Origin of the sequence: Candidatus Enterococcus myersii (assembly GCF_017316025.1) — a bacterium.
GTDB lineage: Bacteria > Bacillota > Bacilli > Lactobacillales > Enterococcaceae > Enterococcus_C > Enterococcus_C montenegrensis.
The window spans coordinates 116,093-140,520 of the sequence record NZ_JAFLVT010000018.1; the positions used below are offsets into that span (position 1 = coordinate 116,093).

General features: G+C 37.3%; 27 protein-coding genes. 10 read left to right on the plus strand and 17 right to left on the minus strand.

Features of this window, described 5'->3' with window-relative positions:
- Positions 1 to 136: 136 nt before the first annotated feature.
- From JZO76_RS12065 to rpsP, 4 genes are all read right to left on the minus strand, one after another.
- On the minus strand, positions 137 to 940 hold the full coding sequence (locus JZO76_RS12065) for a hypothetical protein (protein ID WP_206904826.1): 804 nt from the start codon (positions 938 to 940) through the stop codon (positions 137 to 139).
- Positions 941 to 1,061: 121 nt separating this feature from the next.
- Positions 1,062 to 1,325: a hypothetical protein gene (locus tag JZO76_RS12070; protein WP_206904833.1), complete on the minus strand. Its 264-nt coding sequence runs from the start codon at positions 1,323 to 1,325 to the stop codon at positions 1,062 to 1,064.
- 110 nt (positions 1,326 to 1,435) lie between these two features.
- Entirely contained in the window at positions 1,436 to 1,681 is a 246-nt protein-coding gene (locus JZO76_RS12075) for a KH domain-containing protein (protein WP_206904836.1), read from the minus strand.
- A gap of 11 nt (positions 1,682 to 1,692) precedes the next feature.
- On the minus strand, positions 1,693 to 1,965 hold the full coding sequence (gene rpsP / locus JZO76_RS12080; RefSeq protein ID WP_016171544.1) for a 30S ribosomal protein S16: 273 nt from the start codon (positions 1,963 to 1,965) through the stop codon (positions 1,693 to 1,695).
- A gap of 256 nt (positions 1,966 to 2,221) precedes the next feature.
- Between rpsP and JZO76_RS12085 the strand changes: the two genes are divergently transcribed.
- On the plus strand, positions 2,222 to 2,776 hold the full coding sequence (locus JZO76_RS12085) for an NADPH-dependent FMN reductase (protein ID WP_206904840.1): 555 nt from the start codon (positions 2,222 to 2,224) through the stop codon (positions 2,774 to 2,776).
- Positions 2,777 to 2,941: 165 nt separating this feature from the next.
- On the opposite strand, the gene JZO76_RS12090 is transcribed toward JZO76_RS12085, so the two are convergent.
- Positions 2,942 to 3,514 carry a DNA-3-methyladenine glycosylase I gene (locus tag JZO76_RS12090; RefSeq protein ID WP_206904843.1) on the minus strand — a complete coding sequence of 191 codons (573 nt, stop codon included), beginning with the start codon at positions 3,512 to 3,514 and terminating at the stop codon, positions 2,942 to 2,944.
- A gap of 157 nt (positions 3,515 to 3,671) precedes the next feature.
- Here JZO76_RS12090 and JZO76_RS12095 point away from each other — a divergent pair, with 157 nt between their 5' ends.
- From JZO76_RS12095 to JZO76_RS12110, 4 genes are all read left to right on the plus strand, one after another.
- Positions 3,672 to 4,055 carry a GntR family transcriptional regulator gene (locus JZO76_RS12095; protein ID WP_206904847.1) on the plus strand — a complete coding sequence of 128 codons (384 nt, stop codon included), beginning with the start codon at positions 3,672 to 3,674 and terminating at the stop codon, positions 4,053 to 4,055.
- The gene (locus tag JZO76_RS12100; RefSeq protein WP_206904849.1) at positions 4,052 to 4,930 is read left to right on the plus strand and encodes an ATP-binding cassette domain-containing protein; all 879 of its coding nucleotides are present in this window, start codon (positions 4,052 to 4,054) and stop codon (positions 4,928 to 4,930) included. Before JZO76_RS12095 ends, JZO76_RS12100 begins: the two co-directional genes overlap by 4 nt.
- A 14-nt stretch (positions 4,931 to 4,944) precedes the next feature.
- Positions 4,945 to 6,153 carry an ABC transporter permease gene (locus JZO76_RS12105; protein WP_206904852.1) on the plus strand — a complete coding sequence of 403 codons (1,209 nt, stop codon included), beginning with the start codon at positions 4,945 to 4,947 and terminating at the stop codon, positions 6,151 to 6,153.
- A 145-nt stretch (positions 6,154 to 6,298) separates the two neighbouring features.
- Positions 6,299 to 7,108 (plus strand): HAD family hydrolase, encoded by an 810-nt coding sequence (locus tag JZO76_RS12110; RefSeq protein WP_206904855.1) that lies wholly within the window; start codon positions 6,299 to 6,301, stop codon positions 7,106 to 7,108.
- Between the two features lie 225 nt (positions 7,109 to 7,333).
- On the opposite strand, the gene JZO76_RS12115 is transcribed toward JZO76_RS12110, so the two are convergent.
- The 4 genes from JZO76_RS12115 to JZO76_RS12130 form a co-directional block, all read right to left on the minus strand.
- Entirely contained in the window at positions 7,334 to 7,843 is a 510-nt protein-coding gene (locus tag JZO76_RS12115) for a GNAT family N-acetyltransferase (RefSeq protein WP_206904857.1), read from the minus strand.
- A 148-nt stretch (positions 7,844 to 7,991) separates the two neighbouring features.
- Positions 7,992 to 9,404 (minus strand): signal recognition particle protein, encoded by a 1,413-nt coding sequence (gene ffh / locus JZO76_RS12120; protein ID WP_206904860.1) that lies wholly within the window; start codon positions 9,402 to 9,404, stop codon positions 7,992 to 7,994.
- A 25-nt stretch (positions 9,405 to 9,429) separates the two neighbouring features.
- Positions 9,430 to 9,768: a putative DNA-binding protein gene (locus JZO76_RS12125; protein WP_206904863.1), complete on the minus strand. Its 339-nt coding sequence runs from the start codon at positions 9,766 to 9,768 to the stop codon at positions 9,430 to 9,432.
- Between the two features lie 27 nt (positions 9,769 to 9,795).
- Positions 9,796 to 10,266, minus strand: coding sequence for a DUF523 domain-containing protein (locus JZO76_RS12130; protein ID WP_206904867.1), 471 nt, complete (start codon positions 10,264 to 10,266; stop codon positions 9,796 to 9,798).
- A gap of 210 nt (positions 10,267 to 10,476) precedes the next feature.
- Between JZO76_RS12130 and JZO76_RS12135 the strand changes: the two genes are divergently transcribed.
- Both JZO76_RS12135 and JZO76_RS12140 read left to right on the plus strand, forming a co-directional pair.
- The gene (locus JZO76_RS12135; protein ID WP_206904870.1) at positions 10,477 to 11,208 is read left to right on the plus strand and encodes a response regulator transcription factor; all 732 of its coding nucleotides are present in this window, start codon (positions 10,477 to 10,479) and stop codon (positions 11,206 to 11,208) included.
- Positions 11,205 to 12,941, plus strand: a complete 1,737-nt coding sequence (locus JZO76_RS12140) for a sensor histidine kinase (protein ID WP_206904871.1) — start codon at positions 11,205 to 11,207, stop codon at positions 12,939 to 12,941. Before JZO76_RS12135 ends, JZO76_RS12140 begins: the two co-directional genes overlap by 4 nt.
- A gap of 78 nt (positions 12,942 to 13,019) precedes the next feature.
- On the opposite strand, the gene JZO76_RS12145 is transcribed toward JZO76_RS12140, so the two are convergent.
- A complete protein-coding gene (locus JZO76_RS12145; protein ID WP_206904873.1) occupies positions 13,020 to 13,901 on the minus strand; it encodes a phosphate ABC transporter substrate-binding protein in 882 nt (293 codons plus the stop codon).
- 205 nt (positions 13,902 to 14,106) lie between these two features.
- Between JZO76_RS12145 and JZO76_RS12150 the strand changes: the two genes are divergently transcribed.
- Positions 14,107 to 14,310, plus strand: coding sequence for a hypothetical protein (locus JZO76_RS12150; protein WP_206904875.1), 204 nt, complete (start codon positions 14,107 to 14,109; stop codon positions 14,308 to 14,310).
- 222 nt (positions 14,311 to 14,532) lie between these two features.
- Here the strand turns inward: JZO76_RS12150 and JZO76_RS12155 are convergent, their stop codons facing one another.
- Positions 14,533 to 14,874 carry a hypothetical protein gene (locus JZO76_RS12155; RefSeq protein WP_242595879.1) on the minus strand — a complete coding sequence of 114 codons (342 nt, stop codon included), beginning with the start codon at positions 14,872 to 14,874 and terminating at the stop codon, positions 14,533 to 14,535.
- A 110-nt stretch (positions 14,875 to 14,984) separates the two neighbouring features.
- Here JZO76_RS12155 and JZO76_RS12160 point away from each other — a divergent pair, with 110 nt between their 5' ends.
- On the plus strand, positions 14,985 to 15,836 hold the full coding sequence (locus tag JZO76_RS12160) for a hypothetical protein (RefSeq protein ID WP_206904876.1): 852 nt from the start codon (positions 14,985 to 14,987) through the stop codon (positions 15,834 to 15,836).
- A gap of 144 nt (positions 15,837 to 15,980) precedes the next feature.
- On the opposite strand, the gene JZO76_RS12165 is transcribed toward JZO76_RS12160, so the two are convergent.
- Together JZO76_RS12165 and JZO76_RS12170 are read right to left on the minus strand one after the other, a co-directional pair.
- A complete protein-coding gene (locus JZO76_RS12165; protein WP_206904878.1) occupies positions 15,981 to 17,144 on the minus strand; it encodes a pyridoxal phosphate-dependent aminotransferase in 1,164 nt (387 codons plus the stop codon).
- A gap of 183 nt (positions 17,145 to 17,327) precedes the next feature.
- On the minus strand, positions 17,328 to 18,059 hold the full coding sequence (locus JZO76_RS12170) for an epoxyqueuosine reductase QueH (RefSeq protein WP_206904880.1): 732 nt from the start codon (positions 18,057 to 18,059) through the stop codon (positions 17,328 to 17,330).
- A 297-nt stretch (positions 18,060 to 18,356) separates the two neighbouring features.
- Between JZO76_RS12170 and JZO76_RS12175 the strand changes: the two genes are divergently transcribed.
- Positions 18,357 to 18,713, plus strand: coding sequence for a hypothetical protein (locus JZO76_RS12175; protein ID WP_206904881.1), 357 nt, complete (start codon positions 18,357 to 18,359; stop codon positions 18,711 to 18,713).
- Between the two features lie 120 nt (positions 18,714 to 18,833).
- Here the strand turns inward: JZO76_RS12175 and JZO76_RS12180 are convergent, their stop codons facing one another.
- The 4 genes from JZO76_RS12180 to copZ all read right to left on the minus strand — a co-directional run bounded on the left by JZO76_RS12180 (position 18,834) and on the right by copZ (position 24,427).
- Entirely contained in the window at positions 18,834 to 19,349 is a 516-nt protein-coding gene (locus JZO76_RS12180; protein ID WP_206904883.1) for a type II toxin-antitoxin system Phd/YefM family antitoxin, read from the minus strand.
- Positions 19,350 to 19,689: 340 nt separating this feature from the next.
- A complete protein-coding gene (locus JZO76_RS12185) occupies positions 19,690 to 21,864 on the minus strand; it encodes a copper-translocating P-type ATPase (protein ID WP_431520971.1) in 2,175 nt (724 codons plus the stop codon).
- Positions 21,865 to 22,025: 161 nt separating this feature from the next.
- Positions 22,026 to 24,218 carry a heavy metal translocating P-type ATPase gene (locus JZO76_RS12190; protein ID WP_206904887.1) on the minus strand — a complete coding sequence of 731 codons (2,193 nt, stop codon included), beginning with the start codon at positions 24,216 to 24,218 and terminating at the stop codon, positions 22,026 to 22,028.
- The gene (gene copZ / locus JZO76_RS12195) at positions 24,218 to 24,427 is read right to left on the minus strand and encodes a copper chaperone CopZ (protein WP_206904896.1); all 210 of its coding nucleotides are present in this window, start codon (positions 24,425 to 24,427) and stop codon (positions 24,218 to 24,220) included. Before copZ ends, JZO76_RS12190 begins: the two co-directional genes overlap by 1 nt.
- Position 24,428: the final 1 nt, after the last annotated feature.

Consider the following 24,428-nt stretch of genomic DNA (forward strand, 5'->3'; position numbering starts at 1 on the left):
ACTTTCTTTTCTACCAACATTAGCTTTTTCATATTTAGAGTCAATAAAAGCTCCACGAACGAAGAAATTGCCGCCAAAAATTTAACTTTAGCAGTATTGATTTCGTTTGTAGAGCATAAAGTTCGCCGTATTTTTTTTATTTATTCATAGAAACTGCCATCTCCAAGGCAGGAATTGTATCTTCATGGGTGACAGTATAAACCGTTTTGTCTACTTGCCAGACGACCTGATTACTTTCATAACCATTTTGTGCCATATCAATGGTAATTTGTCCAACACTTTTTGGTGCAGGTAACATGGCTTTTTCTAAATAATTTACCACTTCTTTGGCTAAGGCTGTACCATCTTGCCCATTAACATTACTTGCCCGCAGCACAATCGACCAGTTGCCTTCTTTCCAATTTAAATAAGTTGAGCCTGCCGCACCTTGACTATAGGCGGTAATATCATGACCCAAGTCCACTTTTTGGCCCCCCTCATCAAATTGGTAGTTGACCGCCTTTTTAGCGGCATCTTTACTGGCAAACTGCTCCATTTTATAACGGGCAAAGGGTGTTTGCTGGTTTAAAGATTGATCGTTTAAAACCAGTGGTGCATCCATAATATAATACAAAACCGCCAAACTGTCTTTTTGCTTATCCATCGCAATATTCAAAGCACGATTTTCATCCCGCGGAATATTAGTTGGCAATAAGGTCTTCGGATTTTCTTTTTTTAATTTGGCTAAGGCGTCAGCCTTTTTCTCACTTGAACTTGATTTCGTCGTGTTTTTAGTACTTTCACTTGACTTTGTTTTTGTTTCAGAATTTTTATCTGTTGTCGTAGTGGTTGCGTTTGTTTGTGCTGTACTTTTATCTTCTTCACTATTGGCAGCTGGTGTTTTACTTGCACAAGCTGCAAGGGTTAAAAGTAAGGCCCCCAATAAAATTATCTTTTTCATTTTAATCCTCCAAATTTAAGACATAAATTTTTGAGCGATTCCAATCAATAAAAAAAAGATTATTGATTAAAATTAAGCGTACTCAATTTGAAGACAATTGACAATCAATACGACTTAAAGGCTACCCAATCTTATCTGAAACCCAGTTACTAACATTATGAAACGTTTCTTTAACAAAGTCTACACTACTATTTAAGACAGAATCAATTCCATCGGCATTAATGTGTGTTACTGTTTGATTAAACCAGTTGGCAATATCGTCTTTGAAAATCCATACCAAAAAAATTGCCATAGCTAGCCCTAAAAGACGCCATAAAAAGGAGCCTAATTTAAAAATAATAAACAAAATAATGATAATTGCTACAATTACAAGCCATTGTGTCATTTTTTTTTCCTCCTGACTTTTCTTTTATTATCTATCAGAAAAGATTTCTTGTCCTCCGTCTTGAGTATGAAAAAAAGACAGTCCCAAAAAGGAACTGCCTTAATCTTTATCTACTTGCCATCTAGAATGTTTAAACGGACTTTTTTGGTACCTTCAGTACGTACACCGTAAACAATTGTACGAATAGCTTTGGCTACTCGCCCTTGTTTGCCGATAATACGACCGATATCTTCTGGTGCCACGCTTAAATTATACTCATAAAAGTCAGCTGACTCTTCAACATTAAGTTTAACAAGATCAGGCTGAGTAACTAACGGACGAACAATCGTCAAGACTAAATCAGTTAAATCAGTCATCATTGGTCACCTTATTTCGTATATTTTGCTTCGTGGTGTTTTTTCATAACGCCTTGTTTTGAAAGGATGTTACGAACAGTATCAGAAGGTTGTGCACCTTTTTGCAACCAATCAAGTACTAAATCTTCTTTGATTGTTACTTCTGCAGGGTCAATCAAAGGATTGTAAGTACCTACAGTTTCGATGAAACGTCCATCACGAGGAGAACGAGAGTCTGCTACTACGATACGGTAAAAAGGTTTCTTTTTAGAACCCATACGTTTTAAACGGATTTTTACTGCCATTACAATTCCACCTCCATATAATTTAATCACAAGAGGTAGTTTAACAGGTTTTTCACTTGGTGTAAAGAGTTTTTTCTTTACAGCTAAAATAAAATTTTTTTAAACATTCATTTAAAGAATTTCCACTAGCTCCAATTAAAAATAGCGTTCGTTTTTTAACAAGACTTATCTTTTGTTTTTTTCATACTTTTCTTGTTATGATTGTTGTAACGAAAGCATTTATCACAGGTATAAAACTATAGGAGGAATATGATTTATGAAAACAATTGGTTTTATCGTCGGTAGCCTACGGAAAGATTCTTACAACTTAGCCGTTGCCAAAGAATTTGCAAAATTATTGCCCGCTGGTTTTGAAGCAAAGTTCATTGAAATTTCAGACTTGCCTTTTTACAACGAAGATTTGGAAAATGAAAATGATATGCCCGCAAGCTGGAAACGGCTACGAAGTGAAGTGGCTACAGTAGATGGCGTCTTCTTCTTTTCACCTGAATACAATCGTTCTGTCCCTGCCGCTTTAAAAAACGCCTTAGATGTTGGTTCACGTCCGATGGGTTCTAGTGTCTGGGGTGGCAAACCAGCTCTTGTGGTTACCGCTTCTCCTGGTGGCATTGGCGGTTTTGGTGCTAACCATCATATCCGTCAATCGCTTGTCTTTTTAGACATGCCAACCTTGCAACAACCAGAAGCTTATATTGGTGGCATTCATAATCTTGTTAAAGAAGACGGCTCGATTATTGAAGATACGGCTAAATTCTTCCAACTAATCGTAGATAAATACATCGCCTTCTTCAATAAATTAACGGCTGAATAATAATTTTTTGGTATTAGTTAGATAGTAAAAAAAGATTGCCAAACTATATTTAAGGACCTGTGACTATTAGTGGTCACAGGTCTTTTTGATATCTATCTATCGTACTTTACGAGCTATTATTTCATTTTGAACACTTCAGTTTTATTCTTTTAGCTACAGTAAAAATCACAGCTTTTCTTGTACTTCTTCGTGACGAAAACAAACTGTAAGATGATCGTTTACAATCCCCACAGCTTGTAAGAAAGCATAGATAATTGTACTGCCAACAAATTTAAAGCCTCGTTTTTTTAAGTCTTTGGTAATTTCATCGGAAAGTGGTGTTTTTGTTGGTATTTCTTCACTCGTTTTAAAATAATGTACCAGCGGTTTACCTGCGACAAAGTGCCACAAATATGCTGAAAAACTTCCCCACTCTTTTTGAATTTGTAAAATGCAATTTGCATTGTTAATCGCCGCTGTAATTTTAAGCCGATTTCGAATGATGCCAGCGTTACCCATTAAGCTTGCAATTTTCTCATCATCAAAAGCAGCCACTTTTTCAATTTCAAAATTTTCATAGGCCTCATCAAAAGCAACACTTTTATTTAGAATCGTTTGCCAACTTAACCCCGCTTGATTACTATCCAAAACCAATTTGCGAAATAATTGCTGATCATCATATTCTGGTACGCCCCAGATGACATCGTGATATTCTTTCATTGCCTGATTACCAGTTTCGGCCCAGTCACATCGCTTCATGTTTATTCTCCTCGTCTCATTTTTCTTTATTTTAACAGATAAAACAAAAAACACTTGCTTTTTCTAGGTGTACTACATATACTAGTACACACAATGAAGGTCATTACTTTACCATTCATTTAATTATTTAACAGTAAGAAAGGAGTTGCCCACACTTATGCTTACAATTGATAAAAACAGTAGCAAACCCTATTACGAGCAGTTAGTTTTAGGGATAAAACAGCAAGTCGTCACTGGTATTTTGCAGCCTGGCGATCGCTTACCGTCTGTGCGTGAACTGGCTAAAGAATTATTGATGAATCCAAATACCATCAGTAAAGCTTATAAAGTTTTAGAAGTGGAAAATGTAATTGTAACCGTTAAAGGTAAGGGTACTTTCATTAAAAATACCGAAAATATCCCCCGTGATGAATTTCGTATCCAGCAGCTAAAGCAAAATTTTCAAGCATTAATTATTGAGGCCATGCAGTTGCAAGTGACCAAACATGAACTGATTAGTTGGTTAGAAGAACCACAGTTAAAAGGAGGAGGCACACAATGAAATTAACCCAGCTAAAAAAAATAATCGGCACAAAAACTGTTTTAACTGATATTGATTTTACCTTACATGAAAATGAGATTGTTGGGTTGATTGGCCGCAACGGCTCTGGCAAGACGACTTTGTTTCGTACCATCGCTGGTAATTATTTGCCAGATGAAGGAAGCATCACGATCAATGGTCAAAATATTACCCAGGATACAAAATTAAAAACTGAAATTTTTTATATTGATGAGTTGGATAACTTTTTAAAATATTATCCACTGCAAGGGATTAATGATTTTTATCGCACCGCCTATCCTAAGTTTAATCAAGACCTTTACTTGCAATTAATGAAAGAACATGGCCTAAATCAACGACTACACTATCGCAAAATGTCTAAAGGCATGCAAGGACTCTATCAAATGATTTTAGCAATTTCATCTAGTGCCAAATATCTTTTATTAGATGAACCCTTTGATGGCCTAGATATCATTGTCCGCAAAAAAGTAATCGGCTTACTATTAACTCATCTAGCAGAAGACGGCCGTAGCGCATTAATCGCCTCTCATAATCTGCAAGAATTAGAAGGGATTATCGATCGGGCACTACTGATTAAAGGTCAAACGATTGCAAAAGACTATACATTAGAAAATATGCGTGCCAATGCCCGCAAAATTCAGCTTGTTTTCCGCACAAAACAGATACCACCAATCGTTAAAGAAAACTCAAAGCTTGTCACAATCCAAGGACGTGTAATCGTCGCAATCTTTGAAAATTACACAGCTGAATTAGCCGCAACCATTAAAAGCTATGAACCATTAGTTTTTGAAGAACTACCGCTAACACTAGAAGATCTTTTTGAAGCCAATTTGCAAAAAGAAAAACTATTGGTTTAAGAAAGGAGTTTATTATGTTAAAGAAAATCTATTTAAAACGCTACGGTAAAGCTTTAATCGCCTTTGCTGTCATAACTTTTGGACTTTACTTTTTAAATGCCCATAGCGCTGTTACCAATTGGCAATCACAAAATAACTACTATCACTCTTCTCAATTTGAAAAAGAATTTAAGGAGCATCCGGAATCTTTCACTTATTGGAATCAAGAAAATGAAAAAGATGTACCTTATACCTCAAGTAAAGATTACGTACAAGATCAGTTATATGTCTATGGTACCGCCTACTCAGAACACAATATTTCTGCTAAACAGGCACAAAAATATGATGCCAAAACAACTTATTACACTCGCTTTGGTGGCGATTTTACTATTTTAAATATTGTTCTGGTTGCTTTAGCTGGATTTTTACTTTTCTTTATTGATGAGAAGACCGCATTTAATCGTTTTTTATTTGCACTACCACAAAAACGTAAACAGCTTTTTAGGGCGAAATTGCTGTATGTTGCCTTACCTATTTTAGCGATTTTCTTACTGGGACAACTCTTTTATGTGACATATATAAAAATCGGTATTCCAGCACCCTATTTAAATGCCAGTTGGAGTCAATTACTCCATGCTGTTTTTAGTAGTTTTAGTTTAGCTACTTTGTTGTTTGCCGTAAGTATATTTATCGGTTCAATGGTAGGAAATCTAGTATTCGGTCCTTTGACTTGGCTTGTCTTTGTATTTTTTGCTAGTTTTACTCCTGGTTCTGTTACAAACTTTTTAAATCTTTTTACCTTCAAAGAATACGGGAGCTTCCCCTTTAATTTGGAAAATTTATTTATTTATCGCATCGGTAAAACCGGTGGCTATTGGTGGATGATTCCGATTTTTCTAATTGCAGCCTTCTTATTTATCTGGTGGAGTTATCGCAAATTTACTGTTTTGTCCCTAGAAAACGACGGGGATTACTTACTTCATCGTGATTCTCGTTGGCCCGTTTGGTTTTTAATGTGGGGCTTCACCGGCTTTATTAGTTTGAACACATTTACGAATCCATGGCAAAGTTACTTGATGTTACTAGATACTCCTGAACGTATTTCATTGTTTAGCACAGTTATTTCTACGCTTGTAACGCTTGTTTTACTCGGTATTATGCTCTATGTACTAGTCTTCTTTTCTACCCTTAAAGCTGCTTGGCACCATTATCGTAGTAAAAAACACGGAGTAGAACTAAACTAACTTTTAGAACAAAAATTTACAAAAAATAAATAATTTATGCGAACATTTGTAAAACGTCGTGGAATCTTCCCCGACGTTTTATTTTTTTACCCTTTTATTTGCTATACTAATAACAGTAACCGATTACAATTTGAGGAGAAAAATCATGATTAAACTGATTATTAGTGATTTGGATGGTACTTTTTTAAACAGTCAAAGTAAATTTGACGAAAATTTGTATCAAGAAGTGCGCCAAATCATGCACCGCCAAAATGTTATCTTCGCCCCATGTACAGGTAAGCAATGCGAACGGGTAGAAGCTTTATTCAAAAATGTTGGTAGTGAAGATTTATGGATCTTAGGCGATAGCGCCACGCGAATTAAACACAAAGACAAGTACATGTATGAATCCTTACTACCTAATACCATTGGCAAAAAAATTATTGCCAAACTACAAAGTATCCATCAGGACTTCACGATTATTGCCTGTACGCAAACAGCTGCCATTATTAGTGAAGACACTCCAGCTGAAAGTGAAAAAATGGTACAGGGATCTTACGAAGTAGTTGAAAAAATAGCAGACTACCAAGAAATTAACGATGACTTTGTCAAAATTACCGTTTACGATGGAAAATTAAGAAGTTATGAAGTGGCACCCCAGTTAGCTGAATTTGAAAAACAAGCTTACATCGTGGCTTCTGAAGCAGCTTGGATTGACATTACCAATTTTGGCGTACACAAACGACACACAGTTGAAGAATTGCAGCAAATTTTACAGATCAGCTCACAAGAAACAATGGTCTTTGGCGATGGTCACAACGACTTAGAGCTTATGCAAGCTGGTGAATTTAGTTTTGCAATGCGTAATGCCTTTGAAGAAACTAAAGCAGCTGCCAAATACATCTGTAAAAGTAACGACGAGAATGGTGTCTTATTAACGATTAAACAATTATTATCGTTACAAGAGGAAAATTAAGCTAAACAACTTCACGAACTTTCTCATAAGCTCGTTTGTGAAGCCAGATATTAAAAAAAGCTTTCCGAACTCCTTTAAATCGCCTTTTCTTTACAGCACATGCGTTAGAAAGGCTGGATGTGGTCATAACTGCTATGTGAGTGTTTTTACCTGTGAAAAACTTATACTTTCTTATACGAGCAAAAGTGCAGGATTTTATGCTTTAATAGCAAATCCTGCACTTTTTTATTTTGTCGCCATAAACAAATAATGCGGCATCACCACATTACGATAATTTTTAATGAAACTCTCTTTTACCACCATGCCATTGCGAATAGCAACATTCATTGAAGCTAAATTCGTATCCCGGACAATGGAAACAACGGCTGATGCTCCCAAATTTCTAAACGCATATTCTTTTACTGCTTTAGCTGCTTCTATCCCATAGCCCACACCCCAAGCGTCATAAATCAAATGATAGCCAATTTCCAAATAGGTTTTGCCACTCACGAGTTGATCAGTTAAGCCGCATTCGCCGATAATTTTACCATCACTTTTGCGAATCATAGCCAAGAGACTATAGCCTTTTTCCTGATACAGCTTTAAATTCCAATTTAACCAATTGCTCACTTCTTCATCAGAAAAAGCGCCCTCATAGGCATACATCACCCGCTCATCTTGTAAAAATTCTGCTAAAAAGTGTTCTTCCCCTTTTTCCCACGGACGCAAGATAAGACGTTTGGTTTCAATTTGCATTTTTATTTTCTCCTTTTAAAAAAAGATACAAAAACCCGAACAGCTTATATCCTTTCTTACAGACGTGTTGTTTGAAATAAACAAGCAGTAAAAAAGGCTATAGTATTCGGGTATCATCATCATAAACTAAGACTTTTAGCCCATTAGTTTATTTACGTTTTTTCTTTTTCTTTTGTTTTTTCATCATACGGTTCATAGCCATTTTGCCCATTTTACCTTTAATGCCAGAACCAAACATCTGATCCATTCCCGCCGGCATTTGACCTTTTGTCATTTGTTGCATCATTTTACGGGCTTCTTTAAATTGCTTAATCATGCGATTCACTTCAACCACTGAATTACCAGAACCTGCAGCAATGCGGCGACGGCGACTTGGATTTAACAAGTCCGGATCTTCTCGTTCGGCTGGTGTCATCGACATCACCATTGCTTTTTGGCGGGCGATTTGTTTAGGATCGACTTTAACATTTTCAATTCCTGGCATTTGACTCATTCCTGGAATCATTTTTAATAAATCTTCTAAAGGTCCCATCCCCATGACTTGATCCATTTGTTCAATGAAATCGTTAAAGTCAAAGGTATTTTCCTTCATCTTTTTCGCTAATTCTTCCGCTTTTTTCTCGTCGTAATCTTGTTGCGCCTTTTCAATTAAGGTCAGCATATCCCCCATGCCTAAAATACGACTCGCCATCCGGTCGGGATGGAAAACTTCTAAGTCCGTTAATTTTTCACCAGTACCGGTAAATTTAATTGGTGCACCAGTCACTTGACGAATGGAAAGGGCAGCACCACCACGGGTATCCCCATCTAATTTGGTAATCACGACCCCCGTGATACCTAGTTGTTGGTTAAAGCTATCTGCAACTGTAACCGCATCTTGCCCCGTCATAGCATCTACGACTAAAAGAATTTCATTGGGCTGGGCAATTTCTTTGATCTGTTTTAATTCATCCATCAGCTTTTCGTCAATGTGCAAGCGACCCGCTGTATCGATTAAAACATAATCATTTTTCTTTTCCCGTGCTAATTCCATCCCTTGGCGCACAATTTCCACTGGACTGACATCAGTTCCCATATCAAATACCGGAACATTTAATTGTTGGCCTAAAACTTTCAATTGATCAATCGCCGCTGGACGATAAACGTCACCGGCAATCATTAGTGGTCGGGCTTTTTCCGTTTTAATCAGTTGGTTGGCAAGTTTACCAGCAAATGTTGTTTTACCAGCCCCTTGTAACCCCACCATCATGATAACCGTCGGAATTTTTGGTGATTTATTTAAGGTTGCAGTCTCACTTCCCAAAGTCTTGGTTAGTTCTTCATCAACGATTTTAACAATTTGTTGCGCTGGTGATAGACTATCTAAAACTTCTGATCCGACTGCTCTTTGACGTACATTTTTAACAAATTCTTTGACAACTTTTAAATTAACGTCGGCTTCTAGTAATGCCAAGCGGATCTCCCGCATCATTTCTGTGACATCAGCCTCAGTAATCTTTCCTTTTTTACGCAACTTGCTCATGGCTTGTTGCAGGCGTTCTGTTAGATTTTCAAATGCCATTTTATTCGTTCCTTTCAACTAAAAACTATTCATCGATTTCTTGCAGTTCCTGCAAAAATTTCGGCAGCTCTGCATCTTTAGGATAATGGGCCTTAATGTAGTTTTCTGCCCGATCTAAAACTTCGCCGCGAACAATATAGTCCGAAAATAAATGAAGCTTGCGCTCATAATCTTCCAAAATTTTTTCCGTCCGCTTTATATTATCATAAACTGCCTGACGACTCACCTGAAATTCTTCTGCAATCTCCCCTAGTGAAAAATCATCGGCGTAATACAACTCCATATAATTCATCTGCTTTTCGGTCAAAAGCGTAGAATAAAATTCAAATAATGCATTCATACGATTTGTCTTTTCGATTTCCATGAGATTCCTCCTGTCATGAAAAATTAGTTAATTGGTAGCTATTGTGATCAGTTGATGATAATTGTTTTCTGAATAAACTTCTATGCCTTGCTTTACAAAATAGGCAGTTGCAACCCCGACACCAGCTACTTTATTGCCACTAAAGGCACCGTCATAAATTTGATGACTGCCACAAGAAGGACTGCCCTCTTTTAAGACTACCTGGGTAACATCCAGAGCTTTTAATTTTTCATAAGCGCGTATCGCACCTGCTTTATATGCGGCGGTCACATCGACGCCTTGACAAGAAACAACCACCGCATCGCACCTCCAGACATCAAATCCATCGCCGCCGATAATTTCAGCCGGATCTCTTGGGGTGTTTAATCCACCTAAAACCTCAGGACAAATCATAATTGCTTGTTTCTTTGCCACCAAAGCTTGCAGCTGTGGGATTGTTTGCGTATTGCCATCATAACGGCAAAAAACGCCATCTAAACAGGCACTAATTCCAATCATATGTCCTCCTTAAACAACAGCACGATTTTTTATAAACAAAGCTAAAATTTTAGCAACAAAAGCCATTCTTTTTTTCTTAAAAGTCAATTTAACGCCCTTTATTATAGCATTATTTCCCTTCCTTAAATAGTCCCCACCGCTTTTCTATGCTAAAATAAAACCATCTGTCGCAGGTATGCGACTAAGAAAAACACCGCAAAGGAGTTTGCTATGAAAAAAGTGTTAATCGTTGACGATGAACCTTCCATCGTCACATTGCTGACCTTTAATTTGGAAAAAGAAGGTTACGTTGTGACCTCTGCCACAGATGGTACAACTGGCTTAAAATTAGCTTTAACCAAAGATTTTGACTTTATTATCTTAGATATTATGCTGCCGGGAATTGACGGCATTGAAATTACGAAAAAATTACGGCAAGAAAAAAAAGAAACGCCGATTTTATTATTAACGGCAAAAGATGATACGATTGATCGAATTTTAGGCTTAGAAATCGGCGCTGATGATTACCTGACTAAACCCTTTAGTCCCAGAGAAGTTTTGGCCCGCATGAAAGCTATTTTTCGACGGATGCGTCCCGTTGAAACTCCGTTGCGCGCCAATGAGCCAAAAGATACCGACGATGAATTAACCGGAGAAATTTTACAAATCGGTGCAATTAAAGCGGATATGGATAATTACGAAGTCACCGTTAACGACGTAAAGATATTTTTAACCCCCAAAGAATTTGAATTACTCGTCTACTTTATGAAGCGAAAAGATCGTGTGATTGACCGTGATACGCTATTAGACCGCATCTGGAATTTCGACTTTGCCGGTCAAAGTCGCATCGTGGATGTCCACGTTTCACATTTACGGGAAAAAATTGAAGAAGATCCTAAAAATCCCCGCTATCTTTTAACAGTTAGAGGCTTTGGTTACAAATTTCAGGAGCCCAAAGCATGAAAAAACGGCGTGTTTTAGAATATTTGCTGTGGATTACAACATTACTCGTGCTTTTTGTAGGAGCCTGGCAATTAATTGGTGGTTTTTTTGAGCACCAGGTCTTAAGCCAACAAGAGAATTACTTAGAAAAAAAAGGGAATCTACTGTTACGAATGGCAAAAGAAGAAAATTATAATGAGGCGAGTCTACGTCAATTGAGTCAGCACTATATTGAACACGTAGATGAACGGGTAACTTATCTGTCGGCTACTGGTAAAATTATTTTTGATACTTCTAATAGCAATCTTTTAGGCACCCGCTCCAATCGTCCCGAGGTAAAAACCGTCTTAGCCGGAGGAAAATTGGGTACTTCGCTGCGAAAAAGTGCCACTTTAAAAAAAGAATTACTCTATGTCGCGTTACCTGTGGAGCAAGACAATCATTTAATTGGTATTTTACGGATCGCCGAAAGCACGACAACTTTTATGACCGCTGCTAGTAGCGTTAGAAATTCAATTTTAACAGTGTATGTGATTTTGTGCTTGTTGATTACCATTTTTGTCTTATATTTTTTACGCCAAAAAAATCGGCCTTTAGAAACTTTATTGCCAGCGATTAAAAAAATGGTGGCTAATCCCACCCGTACTGAAACAATTATGCAAACCACGCCGCAATGGGAAGAACTTTACCAAGCCTTAAATCAATTAAGCGAACAAATGAGCCACACGTATAAAGCCTATTCTGCAACCGAACACAAGCTGCATACACTTTTAAACGATTTAATGATTGGTATTTTCATTGTCGATAGTGAAAACAAACTCGTCATGATCAACCCTGAAATGAAACGGCAACTTGGCTTATTTCAAAATCTAGCAGAAAAAGTTAATTTTGCCGAAGTGATTAAAGATCCGCAACTTATTCAGCTAGTCTATCGCATCTCACCGAATAATCCTTTTTTACATGATGAAATTACCTTACATCAAAACGGTGAACGCGTGCTGGATATTGATTTGCGTTTATTTAATGAAGAACGGCAAATTTTAGTGATGTCTTATGATATGACACAAGTGCGCCAACTGGAAAAAATGCAGCAAGATTTCGTCAGCAATGTTTCCCACGAACTAAAAACACCTGTCACCTCCTTAATTGGCTTTACCGAAACGCTCCTAGATGGTGCCAAAGACGATCCAAAGACAACGACAGAATTTTTACGCATTATGGAAAAAGATGCCAAACGGCTGCAAGCTTTAATCCAAGATATCATTCAGCTTTCAAAAGGACGTCAAGCCCTAGATTACCCGATTCAAAACATCACTGTCGCGGAACTTTTAGCCCAAATTTTGGAAAGTTATCAAGCTCAAATTCAAGCGAAAAATTTAAGTGTTCATTTAGTAGGAGATCAAGCTTTAGTCTGGTCCACAAAAGTTGAACTTTTCTATCCGATTGCTAAAAATTTAATTGAAAATGCAATTAAGTACACACCGGAAGCTAAAAAAATTACAATTAGCTATACTCTAGCAGATAATTTAACCTTAAACGTTTCAGATCAAGGCCTTGGCATTGACAGCGATGATCAACAGCGCATTTTTGAACGCTTCTATCGGGTAGACAAAGCCCGCGCAAGACAATCCGGCGGCACCGGTTTAGGCTTAGCCATTGTAAAAGAATCTGTTGAAAAACTCGGAGGCAAAGTCCAATTAGAAAGTCACCCCGGTGTTGGCTCAACCTTCACCGTGACACTACCAAAGCTCTAAATAGAGCTAAACGGCAAAAAGCTACTGACAAAATTTATTGTCAGTAGCTTTTTTAACTAGCTTTTAAAAGGAGTGTGACTATTTGTTTGTCACCTTACCATCAACAGAACGTTCAATTTTCATGGTGGTAATTGGCAGGTAACCCAATTCTTTTACAGGACCGTTTTGAATTTCATCGGTTAGTAGATAATCCAAGAATTTTTTTACATCCTTGTCTGGTTCACCTTTTGTATACATGTGTTCGTAAGACCAGATTTTCCATTTGTTTGTTTCGATATTTTCTGGGGTTGGCGTCACATTATCAACAGAAAGTTCCTGTAAACTATCGTCAATATAAGATAACGCCAAGTAACTGATAGCCCCCGGTGTTTCTGCGACTATTTTTTTCACGGTGCCAGAAGAATCTTGTTCTTGGGATTGCACCGGTGTTGCACCATCAAGTCCCCATTTTTCAAAAGTTGCTCTGGTCCCACTGCCAGAAGCACGATTAACGACTGCAATTTTTTCATCTTTGCCGCCAACTTCTTTCCAGTTGGTAATTTTACCAGTAAAAATGTCAATTAATTGCTGTTGGGAAATATTTTTGACTGCGACGTCTTTATTTACTACTGGGGCCATTCCTACAACCGCTACTTTGTGGTCCACTAGCTCTTTTGCATCGACACCATCTTTTTCTTCGGCAAAAACATCTGAGTTGCCAATCGTTACAGCACCAGCAGCAACTTGGCTCAACCCTGTACCACTTCCGCCACCTTGAACAGTAATTTGATAATTGGGATTTTCAGTAGTAAAACTATCTTTGGCTGCCTCAACTAATGGTTGTAAGGCTGTTGAACCAACCGCGGTAATTTTTGCACCGCTTGTTTTATTTTCTTCTCCAGTTTTTGCACTACCATTCCCACAGGCAGCTAATAATAAAGTTGCTGCCACTGCAGTTGCTACTAAATATACTTTTTTCACGTTTTCCACTCCTATCTTTAATTACAAACTCAGTTTACACAAGCTTTGTAAACTTGATATAAGCAGTGTGTAAAGATTTTATCAAGCATTGTAAAATTTACGTAAACCAATTTGTCATGAGCTTATTTCACCCTCATTTTAAAAAAAAGGAATATAATAAAAGCTGTAAAGACAATTGTGTTACATAAGAAAGGAATTGATAATCATGTTAGAAATTCATTACATCGTAACCGGTTCAGATGAAGAAGTAAAAAAATACGACAAAGCTAGTGATTTTGTTGGGGCGCAATATAAAGAAGTGCCAGACTTACAAGATAACTATCAAGTAACCAAAGCACTATTAGACGGCAAAGAAATTGAATTAGACGACAAAACCATTGGCGGTTTATTCAATTATTTGAACAAATAGTTAAATAATTCTAAGTTACTTTTTGAAGATTAAAAAAACCACTTATGATTTTTTTCATAAGTGGTTTTTTATCTGTCCTGTTACAGGAGTGAAAAAAGCTTTTCCAACCGGCTTATTTCACGCTTCCTTCTTTAGTTAAAAGTTAAAATGTGCGAAAAAAAAGCCATTTTTGCAAATTTTGCTCCTTTGGCTTTAAGCCGCAGAATTCTTTTGACTTTTTTATTATCTAATAAAGTTAAAGACAATAAATGCATAAAGCAAAAATAATGTTAACACAATGAATAAAACATTCTCCCGCTGATCGTGATTGGGATGTAATAAAATATAAAGGCGCTCTTTTTTACTTTGCTTTTTATGTACAAAAAAATGAATCACACTATAAAAGATTCCGACTGCAATAAAAGTCAGAAAAAAACGAACAAAATACTGCATGCCCACCGCTAACATCATGACCATTGTCGGAATGAAGAGCAATTGTTCAAAAAAGATAATACCTTGACGATAACGACGAAAAAACTCGATTATAGCATATTTCATTTCAAAACCTTCTTTCATTTCATTCATTTACTTTGCATCTATTTTACATTAGTTTACTTCTGTCTAAATACCCGATATAATTAAATTACAATTAACTTAAGATGAGATTACGAAAACTTCCGAAAGTAGGGGCGCTGATGCACTTAAGTAAAGAACAAACGACACGTCTTTTAGAACAGATGGATTTTGTCACTTTCCAAGAGAAAACCACCCAATATTTTGACGGTGAAGAAGTAGACTTTTCCGTTTATTATCTTAAAAACAAAAAAAATGGTTCCGTTTTGGCGACAATGCCAAAATACGCCTATGTGCCAAAAGAAGATGGTAACGGTAACCGATATGTAATGGGGTATGCAAGTATTTTATGGGAACAATTTGCTCCTGTTGACAAAGAAAATTTTGTTGCACGCCACGTCCAAGCTTTTTTTGAGCAAAACAGCTATTTACCCAAAAATTATCAAGCCATCGTCAAAGACATTGAATTAGGGGCAAAATATCGCTTCTTCTTACTAGAACCATTACTGCGGGATTTAGAACTATGGGCAGCTGAAAAAGCCCGTTTACTACAACAGAAGAAACGCTATGGCTCCCCGATTTTAAAAGAACTCGTACAGCTGCCTAATTCTCAATTTGAAAACTTCTGTGTTCACCACTTTGCAACAAGCACTCACTATAACCAGCTGAAACTATTACTTGAAGATTTACCTGTGTGCTTTTTAAATCCCGATTATGAACTTGTTCATTACGGCTACGCCGTTGAATTTTGGCTTCACTATTCAGGTGAGGACACGAGTGTCAATTTAGAAGAAGAACTAAATGCTTTTGCCACCTCATTTTTAAACCAAGAATCAAATTATCACAGCCGCTTTTTATCTAGCGTTAGTATGCGGCAAGAATTATCCGAAGAAGTTTTACTAAAAATCGGTGCTCTATTAAGTGATTTAGAATACTGGGCTACTCGTCGTCTGATGCGTAAAGTCGAAATTTAACAAAAAAACCGTCAACTCTTTGAAAGTAACAAAGAACAACTGTGGTAAAAAAATTTTATAACCTAAAAAAAGATGGCTAACAAATCTTTGCTTTCGTCTTGTAAACAAAAGCAAAAGAATTGGTGACCATCTTTTTTATCTTAATTAATTTTCCAAATAAGCAGTCAAGCGGTCGATCGCTTCAACTAATTTTTCCATACTAGAAGCATAGCTTAAGCGAATATACCCCTCTGCTTCTTTTCCAAAAGCAATCCCAGGAATAACAGCTAATTTGGCCTTTTGTGCTAAATCGATACAAAATTTCATGGAATCTTGTTCCAAATGTGCAGGAATTTTGGCAAAAAGATAAAACGCACCGGAGGGTTTAGCTACTTCAAAACCCAGTGCTGTCATTTTTTCATATAAAAAATCCCGCCGTAAGCGATACTCTTCTTTCATGATTAAACCATCGTCAATTCCCTCAATTAAAGCTCGAACTGCCGCTTTTTGTGAAATTGTAGAAGCAGCGGTTACCAAATATTGGTGAACTTTAATGATTTCTTGGGTCAACTCTTTTGGTGCAAAAATAAAACCAATTCGCCAACCAGTCATGGCGTGAGATTTCGATAGGCCATTAATCAAGATAGTTTGCTCCCGTAAAAATTCGGCAATCGAAACATGCTCTTCATCATAAGAAAGTTCGCTATAAATTTCATCACTAATGACAAATACCGGATATTTTCTTAAGACGTCCGCCAAAGCCTTAACTTCTGCTTTGGAATAAGTAACTCCAGTAGGATTACTTGGATAGTTTAAAATTACTGCCTTAACAGCATCCCCATGGGCAATTAGATGCTCCTCCAAAACTTTTGGTGTCAAAACAAAATTATCACCAGTTGTATCCATATAAATAGGTTTGGCTGCGGCTAAGGTAATGACCGGTTCATACCCAGGGTAAATAGGGGCAGGTAATAGTACTTTATCGCCAGGATTTAAAACAGCTAACAATGAAGCGGAAATTGCCTCTGTAGCACCAATTGTCACTAAAACTTCTGAAGTGTAATCATAGGCGACGTGATATTTCTGCTTTAAAAAAAGAGCAGCAGCTTCCCTGACGTCTGCTAAGCCAGACATTCCGGTATAATGACTGAAGTTTTGCTCAATGGCATCTTTACCAGCTGTTTTGACATGATCGGGGGTATTGAAATCTGGTTCTCCTAAAGTCAATTTCAAAATATCTTCAATGCCGGAAACTTTTTCATCAAACTGGCGGATTAAAGAAACTGCAATTTGATAAACTTGTTTGTTGAAGCGTTTTGTTAAATCCATCTTCTCCACTCCTTTTTATGAATAACCTTGATACTGTATCACGTTTTATGTTTTATCCTACCATAAAATGAAAAAAAGCGGCAGTGAAATTTTCAATAAAAATAAAATGCAGTACAAAATACAGAAAAACCGTGCTAAAAACTGTGTGTTTCAGTCTTTAGTACGGTTTAAAGTGGCAAAATTTTAATGAGTCAGCTCTGACTGTTGTGCTAAGTAGGCTTTGGCTTCTTTGTTCACAGCTTTTAAATCTACCCCTTGTTGTTTGGCAGCAAAAACACAGCCACAATAACATTGACGAAAGACATCGTATTCCTTACACATTTGAATAGAGCGTTCATAACCTTTATTCTTTTTAAAATCGCTTGGTAGATAATTCACACTGTAAATTTTTTGAATGTCCATCCCGATCTGATTAATTAATTGCGCATTTTTCTTTGGCGAAATTGTCAGGGCACTGCCAAAATAATCATACCCCAGCTTTAACGCCTCTTCTGCTACTAAATCGAGGCGCATTTGAAAACAAGCCGTACATCTTTTGCCACCTTCTGGTTCATCTTGTAGGTGGTTTTCTTTGATAATGGCTAAAAATTCATTGGGTTTATAATCGGCAGCAATAAACCCCACCTCAGCGCCGGTCTTTTCATTAAAATCGGCGACGAATTTCTTTTGTACGAGTAAACGGCGCTCATATTCACTTTTGGGGTGAATATTGGAGTTGGCAAAATAAATCGTAACGTCTGCATATTGTGTTAAAAATTCTAAAGTATACGTACTGCAAGGAGCACAACAACTATGAATCAAAATTGTGGGGCGTTTTTCTTCTTCTTCCCAACGGGTAATCATTTTCCGTAAAACGTAGTCATAGTTAATTTTTTGGTTCTTCATTTTATCTAAAATTTGACTTGCTTCAATCATCAAAGTATCTCCTTACTGATTTGATAACAATTAAACTTGCTGGCTGTAGTGCTTTAACAATCATTTATCGATCTGAAAAATATAACAATTACTTCCATATAAAATTCAGTCTTATTCGAAAAATTCGAAAAAATAAAAAACGTTCTATTTTATTTAACAAAGAGGAAAATAAGAATTTTATTACTTTCAAAACAAAATGATTAAATAACGTTGTTTTTATCATTTTTAGTACCTAAAATGAATTATAACTAAAAAAACACCGTTACTTGTAATTCATCTTAAACTAGGAGGTGCCCGATGTCAAAAGCATTTTTGAAACTACCCGTCATGTTTTTTGCAATTCCATTTGTCTACTTATCCTTACTTCTTGATACATACTTTCATTCGATGTTTGGCTTTTTAATCACACTGATTTTTTCACTTGGTGTCGGTTTTTATTTTAAAGCCTGTGATCAGTTATTCTTATGGTTTTTAGGCAATATTCTTTCTACTGTTTTTTCCGTTATTTTGCAAAATCAACATCCTGAATGGCACTTTTTCTACCAACCTTTTAACCCAGCATTTTTAGTATTACTTTTGTCTGTCCTCTATTTAATCCCGCAAATTATTGGTATTATTTGGGCGACGACCCTACAAGTACATCTTTTTAAATAGCGTTATAAATTATAAAAAGGCTTCAAGTTACTTACACGAATAAGTAACTTGAAGCCTTTATTTGCCTCATAAAAACTCTAAAAATTCAGCGCCCCACGTTTAACAAGTAATACTATTATTTTAAGACTCTTTCAAATGAATCTTTTTGATAATCAATTTGTCAAATAAACTAGAGGTGCTATCTTGTTCTCCGATAATTTCTGCGACAATCGTTTTACCTTCGTGTTTTTTGCGTAACTGATAGACAATTTTGCCGCTTTCTTTTAATTCAGATATCATATCCACAACACCGCCAAAACCGGTCTTACGGGTAATAAAACCGAGGGCAACCATCCGCTCATCTAAATTTTTAGCTGAAATTACAGAACCTGTAATCAAAGCAGTCCGCATTTTTCCTAAAAATTCTTCTAGACCATCGGCTGTTTGTAAATCATCCTCTTCCACTTCTGGACGATTATGTAATTCCTGTAATAGATTTTCATATTGTTCTTGGGTCAACATTACACCGGCTACTTTTTCCCGATTAAAAACGTAAACTGCTGTTCCCGCTTCTCGAGCCTGATTAAAAACATCCATTGGAGATTTTTTCACTTCGGTAATAGAAGTCGTCGGCACCTCTAACTTTTTCAGTTCCATTTTGCTTCCTCCTTGAAAAATTCCCACTATAGAAAAGGCAGTCAGCAAGCCGCCCTGCGTATTTAGTATTTATCAATTCCATAGCAAAGTAGTTCAACGAACACATTATAGCACACCTAAGCTTAGATGAGGCAAATGATTTTTCTATTGTTATTTCATTTTAGCAAATCCTGTGCATATTGCCACAAAAAAAATAAAGTCTGACACGCCTACAACAAATATGCACGCTATTTTTTCAAATAACGGCTTAAAATTGACTTTTTGACTAGGCTAAAAATTTTTTCTACAAATAAAAAAACTGTAAAATCATAAAATTTCTATGACTTTACAGTTTCAATAACTATTTTTTAATTTTTAAAGTCATGGCATTAATAGCCACAATAACCGTACTTAAAGACATCAAAATCGCTCCCACAGCTGGGCTTAAAATGATCCCAATTGGTGCCAAAATACCAGCAGCTAAAGGAATCGCCACAATATTGTAGCCTGCACCCCACCATAAGTTTTGAATCATTTTGTTCCGGGTTTGTTTTGATAAATCCAAAAAGTGTAAAATATCTTCTGGATTACTATTAGTCAAGACCACATCAGCAGAGTCAATTGCAACATCGGTCCCTGCACCAATCGCAATTCCCACTGTCGCGCGGGCTAAGGCTGGAGCATCATTAATGCCATCTCCTACCATAGCTACTTTTTTACCGGCATTCGTCATTTCACTAACAATTTTTTCTTTGCCATCGGGTAATAGCCCTGCATGAAAATTATCAATGCCTAAATAATTGGCCACAGCTGTAGCGGCTTCTTGATTGTCACCAGTCAACATAACCGGCTCAACACCACGATCTTTTAGCGCTTGAATAAAGGTTTTTGCTTCCGGTTTTACCTTGTCCCCTAAGGCAATGAGGGCAATTAATTTATCATCAACAAACAAGTAACTAATTGTATTGCCTTGTGTTAAATAAGGTGCCAACGTTTTTTTATCAACTGTTTGTTTGCGTTTTGCTAGCTCTTTGTCGTTTGCTATTAGAACTTGGGTGTTATTAACGACACCCGACAAGCCGACACCAGCAATATTTTTTAAATCTTCGCCTTTTAGAACTTCAATTTCTTTTTCTTCGATATATTTCATAATTCCGGTTGCAATTGGGTGATTGGCGTTTTTTTCTAAAGCACCAATATATTGTAACGCCTGGTCTTCTTGCCAATCTGCGGCTAATATTTCAACGCCGGTGACCGCAAAAGTACCTTCTGTTAAGGTCCCTGTTTTATCTAAAAGAATTGCATCTAAATCATGCGTATTTTCAATAGCATTCCGATTTTTTAGCAATAACCCGTTTTGGGCAGCTAGAGAAGTTGAACGTGCCACTACAAGCGGAATTGCTAAGCCCAAAGCATGGGGACACGCAATTACAAAGACTGTCACCATGCGGTCAAGTGCCGTTGGCAGATCCGCTGCTACAAGCCAAGCGACAAATGCCAATACCCCAGCGACTAAAGCGACATAAAAAAGCCATTTTGCTACTTTGTCTGACAAAGCTTCCAAATGTGATTTTTCAGCTTGGGCGTCTTTGACCATTTTCATCACTTTGGCTAAATATCCATTTTCACCAGTACCGGTTACTTCAATTTGGATTGTACCGTCGCCATTAACAGAACCGCCAATAACTTGATCTCCAGTTTTACGGATCACACCTCGGGATTCACCAGTAACGGCAGACTCATCAACAGTTGTTTCACCCTTTAAAATCTGACCGTCTGTTGGCATTTTATCCCCAGCACGAACAATTAACGTGTCACCTTCGTGGACTTCTTGTAGCGAGATTTTTTCTTCTTTTCCCGCTTTATTAACTCTTGTCACGGTATCTGGTAGTAATTCAGCCAATTTTTTTAAAGCGCTGCTGGCATTTGAGACAGCATTCATTTCAATCCAATGCCCCAGCAACATAATCACAATTAAGGTCGCCAATTCCCAGAAGAAATCCATCACATGTTCGGTGTGTAAAAAGTGATTGGCAATGAATGCATAAAGACTATAGATATACGATACCGTAATCCCCATGGCAATTAGGGTCATCATTGCAGGATTTTTCATTTGTAATTCCATTTTAGCTCCGCTTAAAAATGGTTGACCACCATAAATAAATAAAATCGTAGCCAAAATTAAAACGACATAATCAGAACCAGGAAAAGTAAATTGAAAAGGCAGACTCACCCCCATCATCGGTGAAAGGATAATAATCGGAATTGCTAAAACTAAAGAAAGCCAAAATTTCTGTTTGAAATTTCCCATATGCATAGAATGGTCCATCCCACCCATATCGTGATCCATATGCTGCATATCGTGATCACCATGACTCATTCCATGGTGCATTTGCCCATGATCACCATGGTTGTGATTCATGTGCCCATGATCCATATGTTCATGATCCATATGCTCATGATCCATTTTCCCATGATTCATGTGTTCATGTTCCATTTGCTCGTGACCCATATGATTAGGATTGCTACCGGTCATATTATGATTGGTAGCAATCTGGGTGTTTTCAGCAGAATTTTCACCCTTTTCATCTTCTTGATGACCTTTGTGATCCATGTGAGCCATATGATCCATAGCTGCCGCTTTATCATGATTCATTGGCTGCTTTTTTTCATCTACATCTTTTGCGTCTTTCATCACTACTCCCTCTTTTCTAGTTTTAATCGATTCAGACTAAGTGAGTTTAGTAAAACACTGACTGAACTAAAGGCCATTGCCCCGCCAGCAATAATCGGATTTAAAAAGCCTAAAGCAGCAAAGGGAATACCAATTGTATTGTAAACAAATGCCCAAAATAAGTTTTGTTTTATTTTTTTTATTGTCGCTTTTGACAATTGCAGCATTTGATCCAAATAGGTTAAATCACTGTGGATCAACGTTACATCGGCAGTCTCCATGGCAATATCTGTTCCGCTTCCCATTGCAATACCAACATCAGCTAAGGCTAACGCAGGCGCATCGTTAATTCCGTCTCCTACCATACCTACTAATGCACCTTTTGCTTGTAGTTCTGCTACTTTGGCAGATTTTTCATCTGGCATAACTTCAGCAAAAACATTCGTAACAGAAATTCCCACCTGTGAACCAATATATTCAGCTGAGGCCTTGTTGTCACCTGTTAGCATATAGACTGCAATCCCATGATTTTGTAATGTTGCAATTGCCGCTTTGGAAGTTGCTTTGATTTCATCAGCTACAGCTACGATCCCTAAAACATTTGTTTCATCTGAAACCAGCATGACTGTTTTACCTTCTTTTGACCATTGATTTAATTTTGAAAGGTAGTTGTCACAATCTTCTTTTTCTGCCATAAGCTTCGCATTGCCAACAAAATAAGTTTTACCATTTATTTGTCCGGCAATCCCCAAACCAGGCAATGCTTCAAAGTGATCAACCTTCACGGCTTGAATATTTTTTTCTATGCCATAATCAACGATTGCACCGGCTAAGGGATGCTCTGAAGCAGCTTCTAAACTAACTAAAACAGTTAATAAATCCGCTGTGGCTAATTGCAAATTCGTTACAGTAGGTTTTCCTTTTGTAATTGTTCCCGTTTTATCTAAGACAATGGCATTTAGTTGCGCAGCTTGTTCCAATACCGCTCCGCCTTTAATTAAGATACCGTTTTTAGCGCCTAGTCCAGTCCCAACCATAATTGCAGTTGGTGTTGCCAGCCCTAAAGCACACGGACACGCAATAACTAGTACAGCAACACTATGAATTAAAGCTTCCTGCCAATTGCCACTCACAAGTCCTGTTACAATTAATGTTACCATAGCAATTGCTAAAACGCTGGGTACAAACACTGCTGAAATTTTATCCGCAATTTGTTGAATCGGGGCTTTTTGTCCTTGGGCATCTTCAACCATACGAATAATCCGAGCTAAAACTGTCTCATCGCCGACTTTCAAGGTTTTAATCACTAATTGGCCGGTATTGTTAACAGTCCCGCCAAAAACAGTACTGCTGCTTGTTTTTGCCACAGGCATACTTTCCCCTGTCAGCATACTTTCATCAACGGTCGTTTTACCACTAAGCACAATGCCGTCTACGGGAATTTGCTCTCCAGGACGAATAATTACTTGCATTCCTTGTCTTACAGATGCAATGGCTACTTCACTTTGGCTCCCATCTTCATTGACCACCCGTGCGGTTTTTGCTTGTAGTTGCATCAATTGCTTAATGGCAGAACTAGTTTTATTTTTTGCAGTAGTTTCCAAGTATTTTCCAAGTAAAATTAAGGCTATAATCATTCCGCTACTTTCAAAGTAAAGTTCATGGGGATCACCGCCTAAAAAACCATTATAAAAACTCAAAATAAAAGCTGCCGTAGTACCTAAAGAGACCAAAACATCCATGTTTGGTGCTTTGGTTTTTAAAGCATGATAAGCACCTTTATAAAAGCGTAGCCCAACACCAAATTGAATCGGGGCAACTAAAATCAACTGCACGATAGGACGATGGAAAAAGTGCACCCAGGAGGCATCAACACCAAGTATCATCGCAATCATTGCAACCATTAAAGGGGCAACTAAAACAACGCTGATCATTAAATCCCGTCGCATTTTTTGAATTCGTGCTTGTTTCTTTTCTGCTACTTGTTGCCGATGCGCTTCATCATCCAAAATTGCACCATACCCAATGTTTTCCACACTTTTAATTAACGCTTCGGCAGTGGTTTCATTAAATTGTACGGTAGCTTTTTCCGTAGCCAAGTTGACTGTCGCCTGCGCAACTCCTGGTTGTGCCTTTAATTCTTTTTCAACGCGAGCTGAACAATTGGCGCAGGTCATCCCTGTAATGACAAAGGTTGCGACTTGCTCATTATTCATTAGGCCACCTCAGTTGGATAACCAGCCGCCGTAACTGCTGCAATAATTTTTTCATCGGTTAATTGGCTATCATCGTATTTCACCACGCCGTTGTTTTTCTTTAAATTAATTTTGACTTTTTTCACGCCTGGTAATTCATTGATTGTACCTTCTACTTTTGCGACACAATGCCCACAACTCATACCACTAATATTAAATGTTTGTTTCATC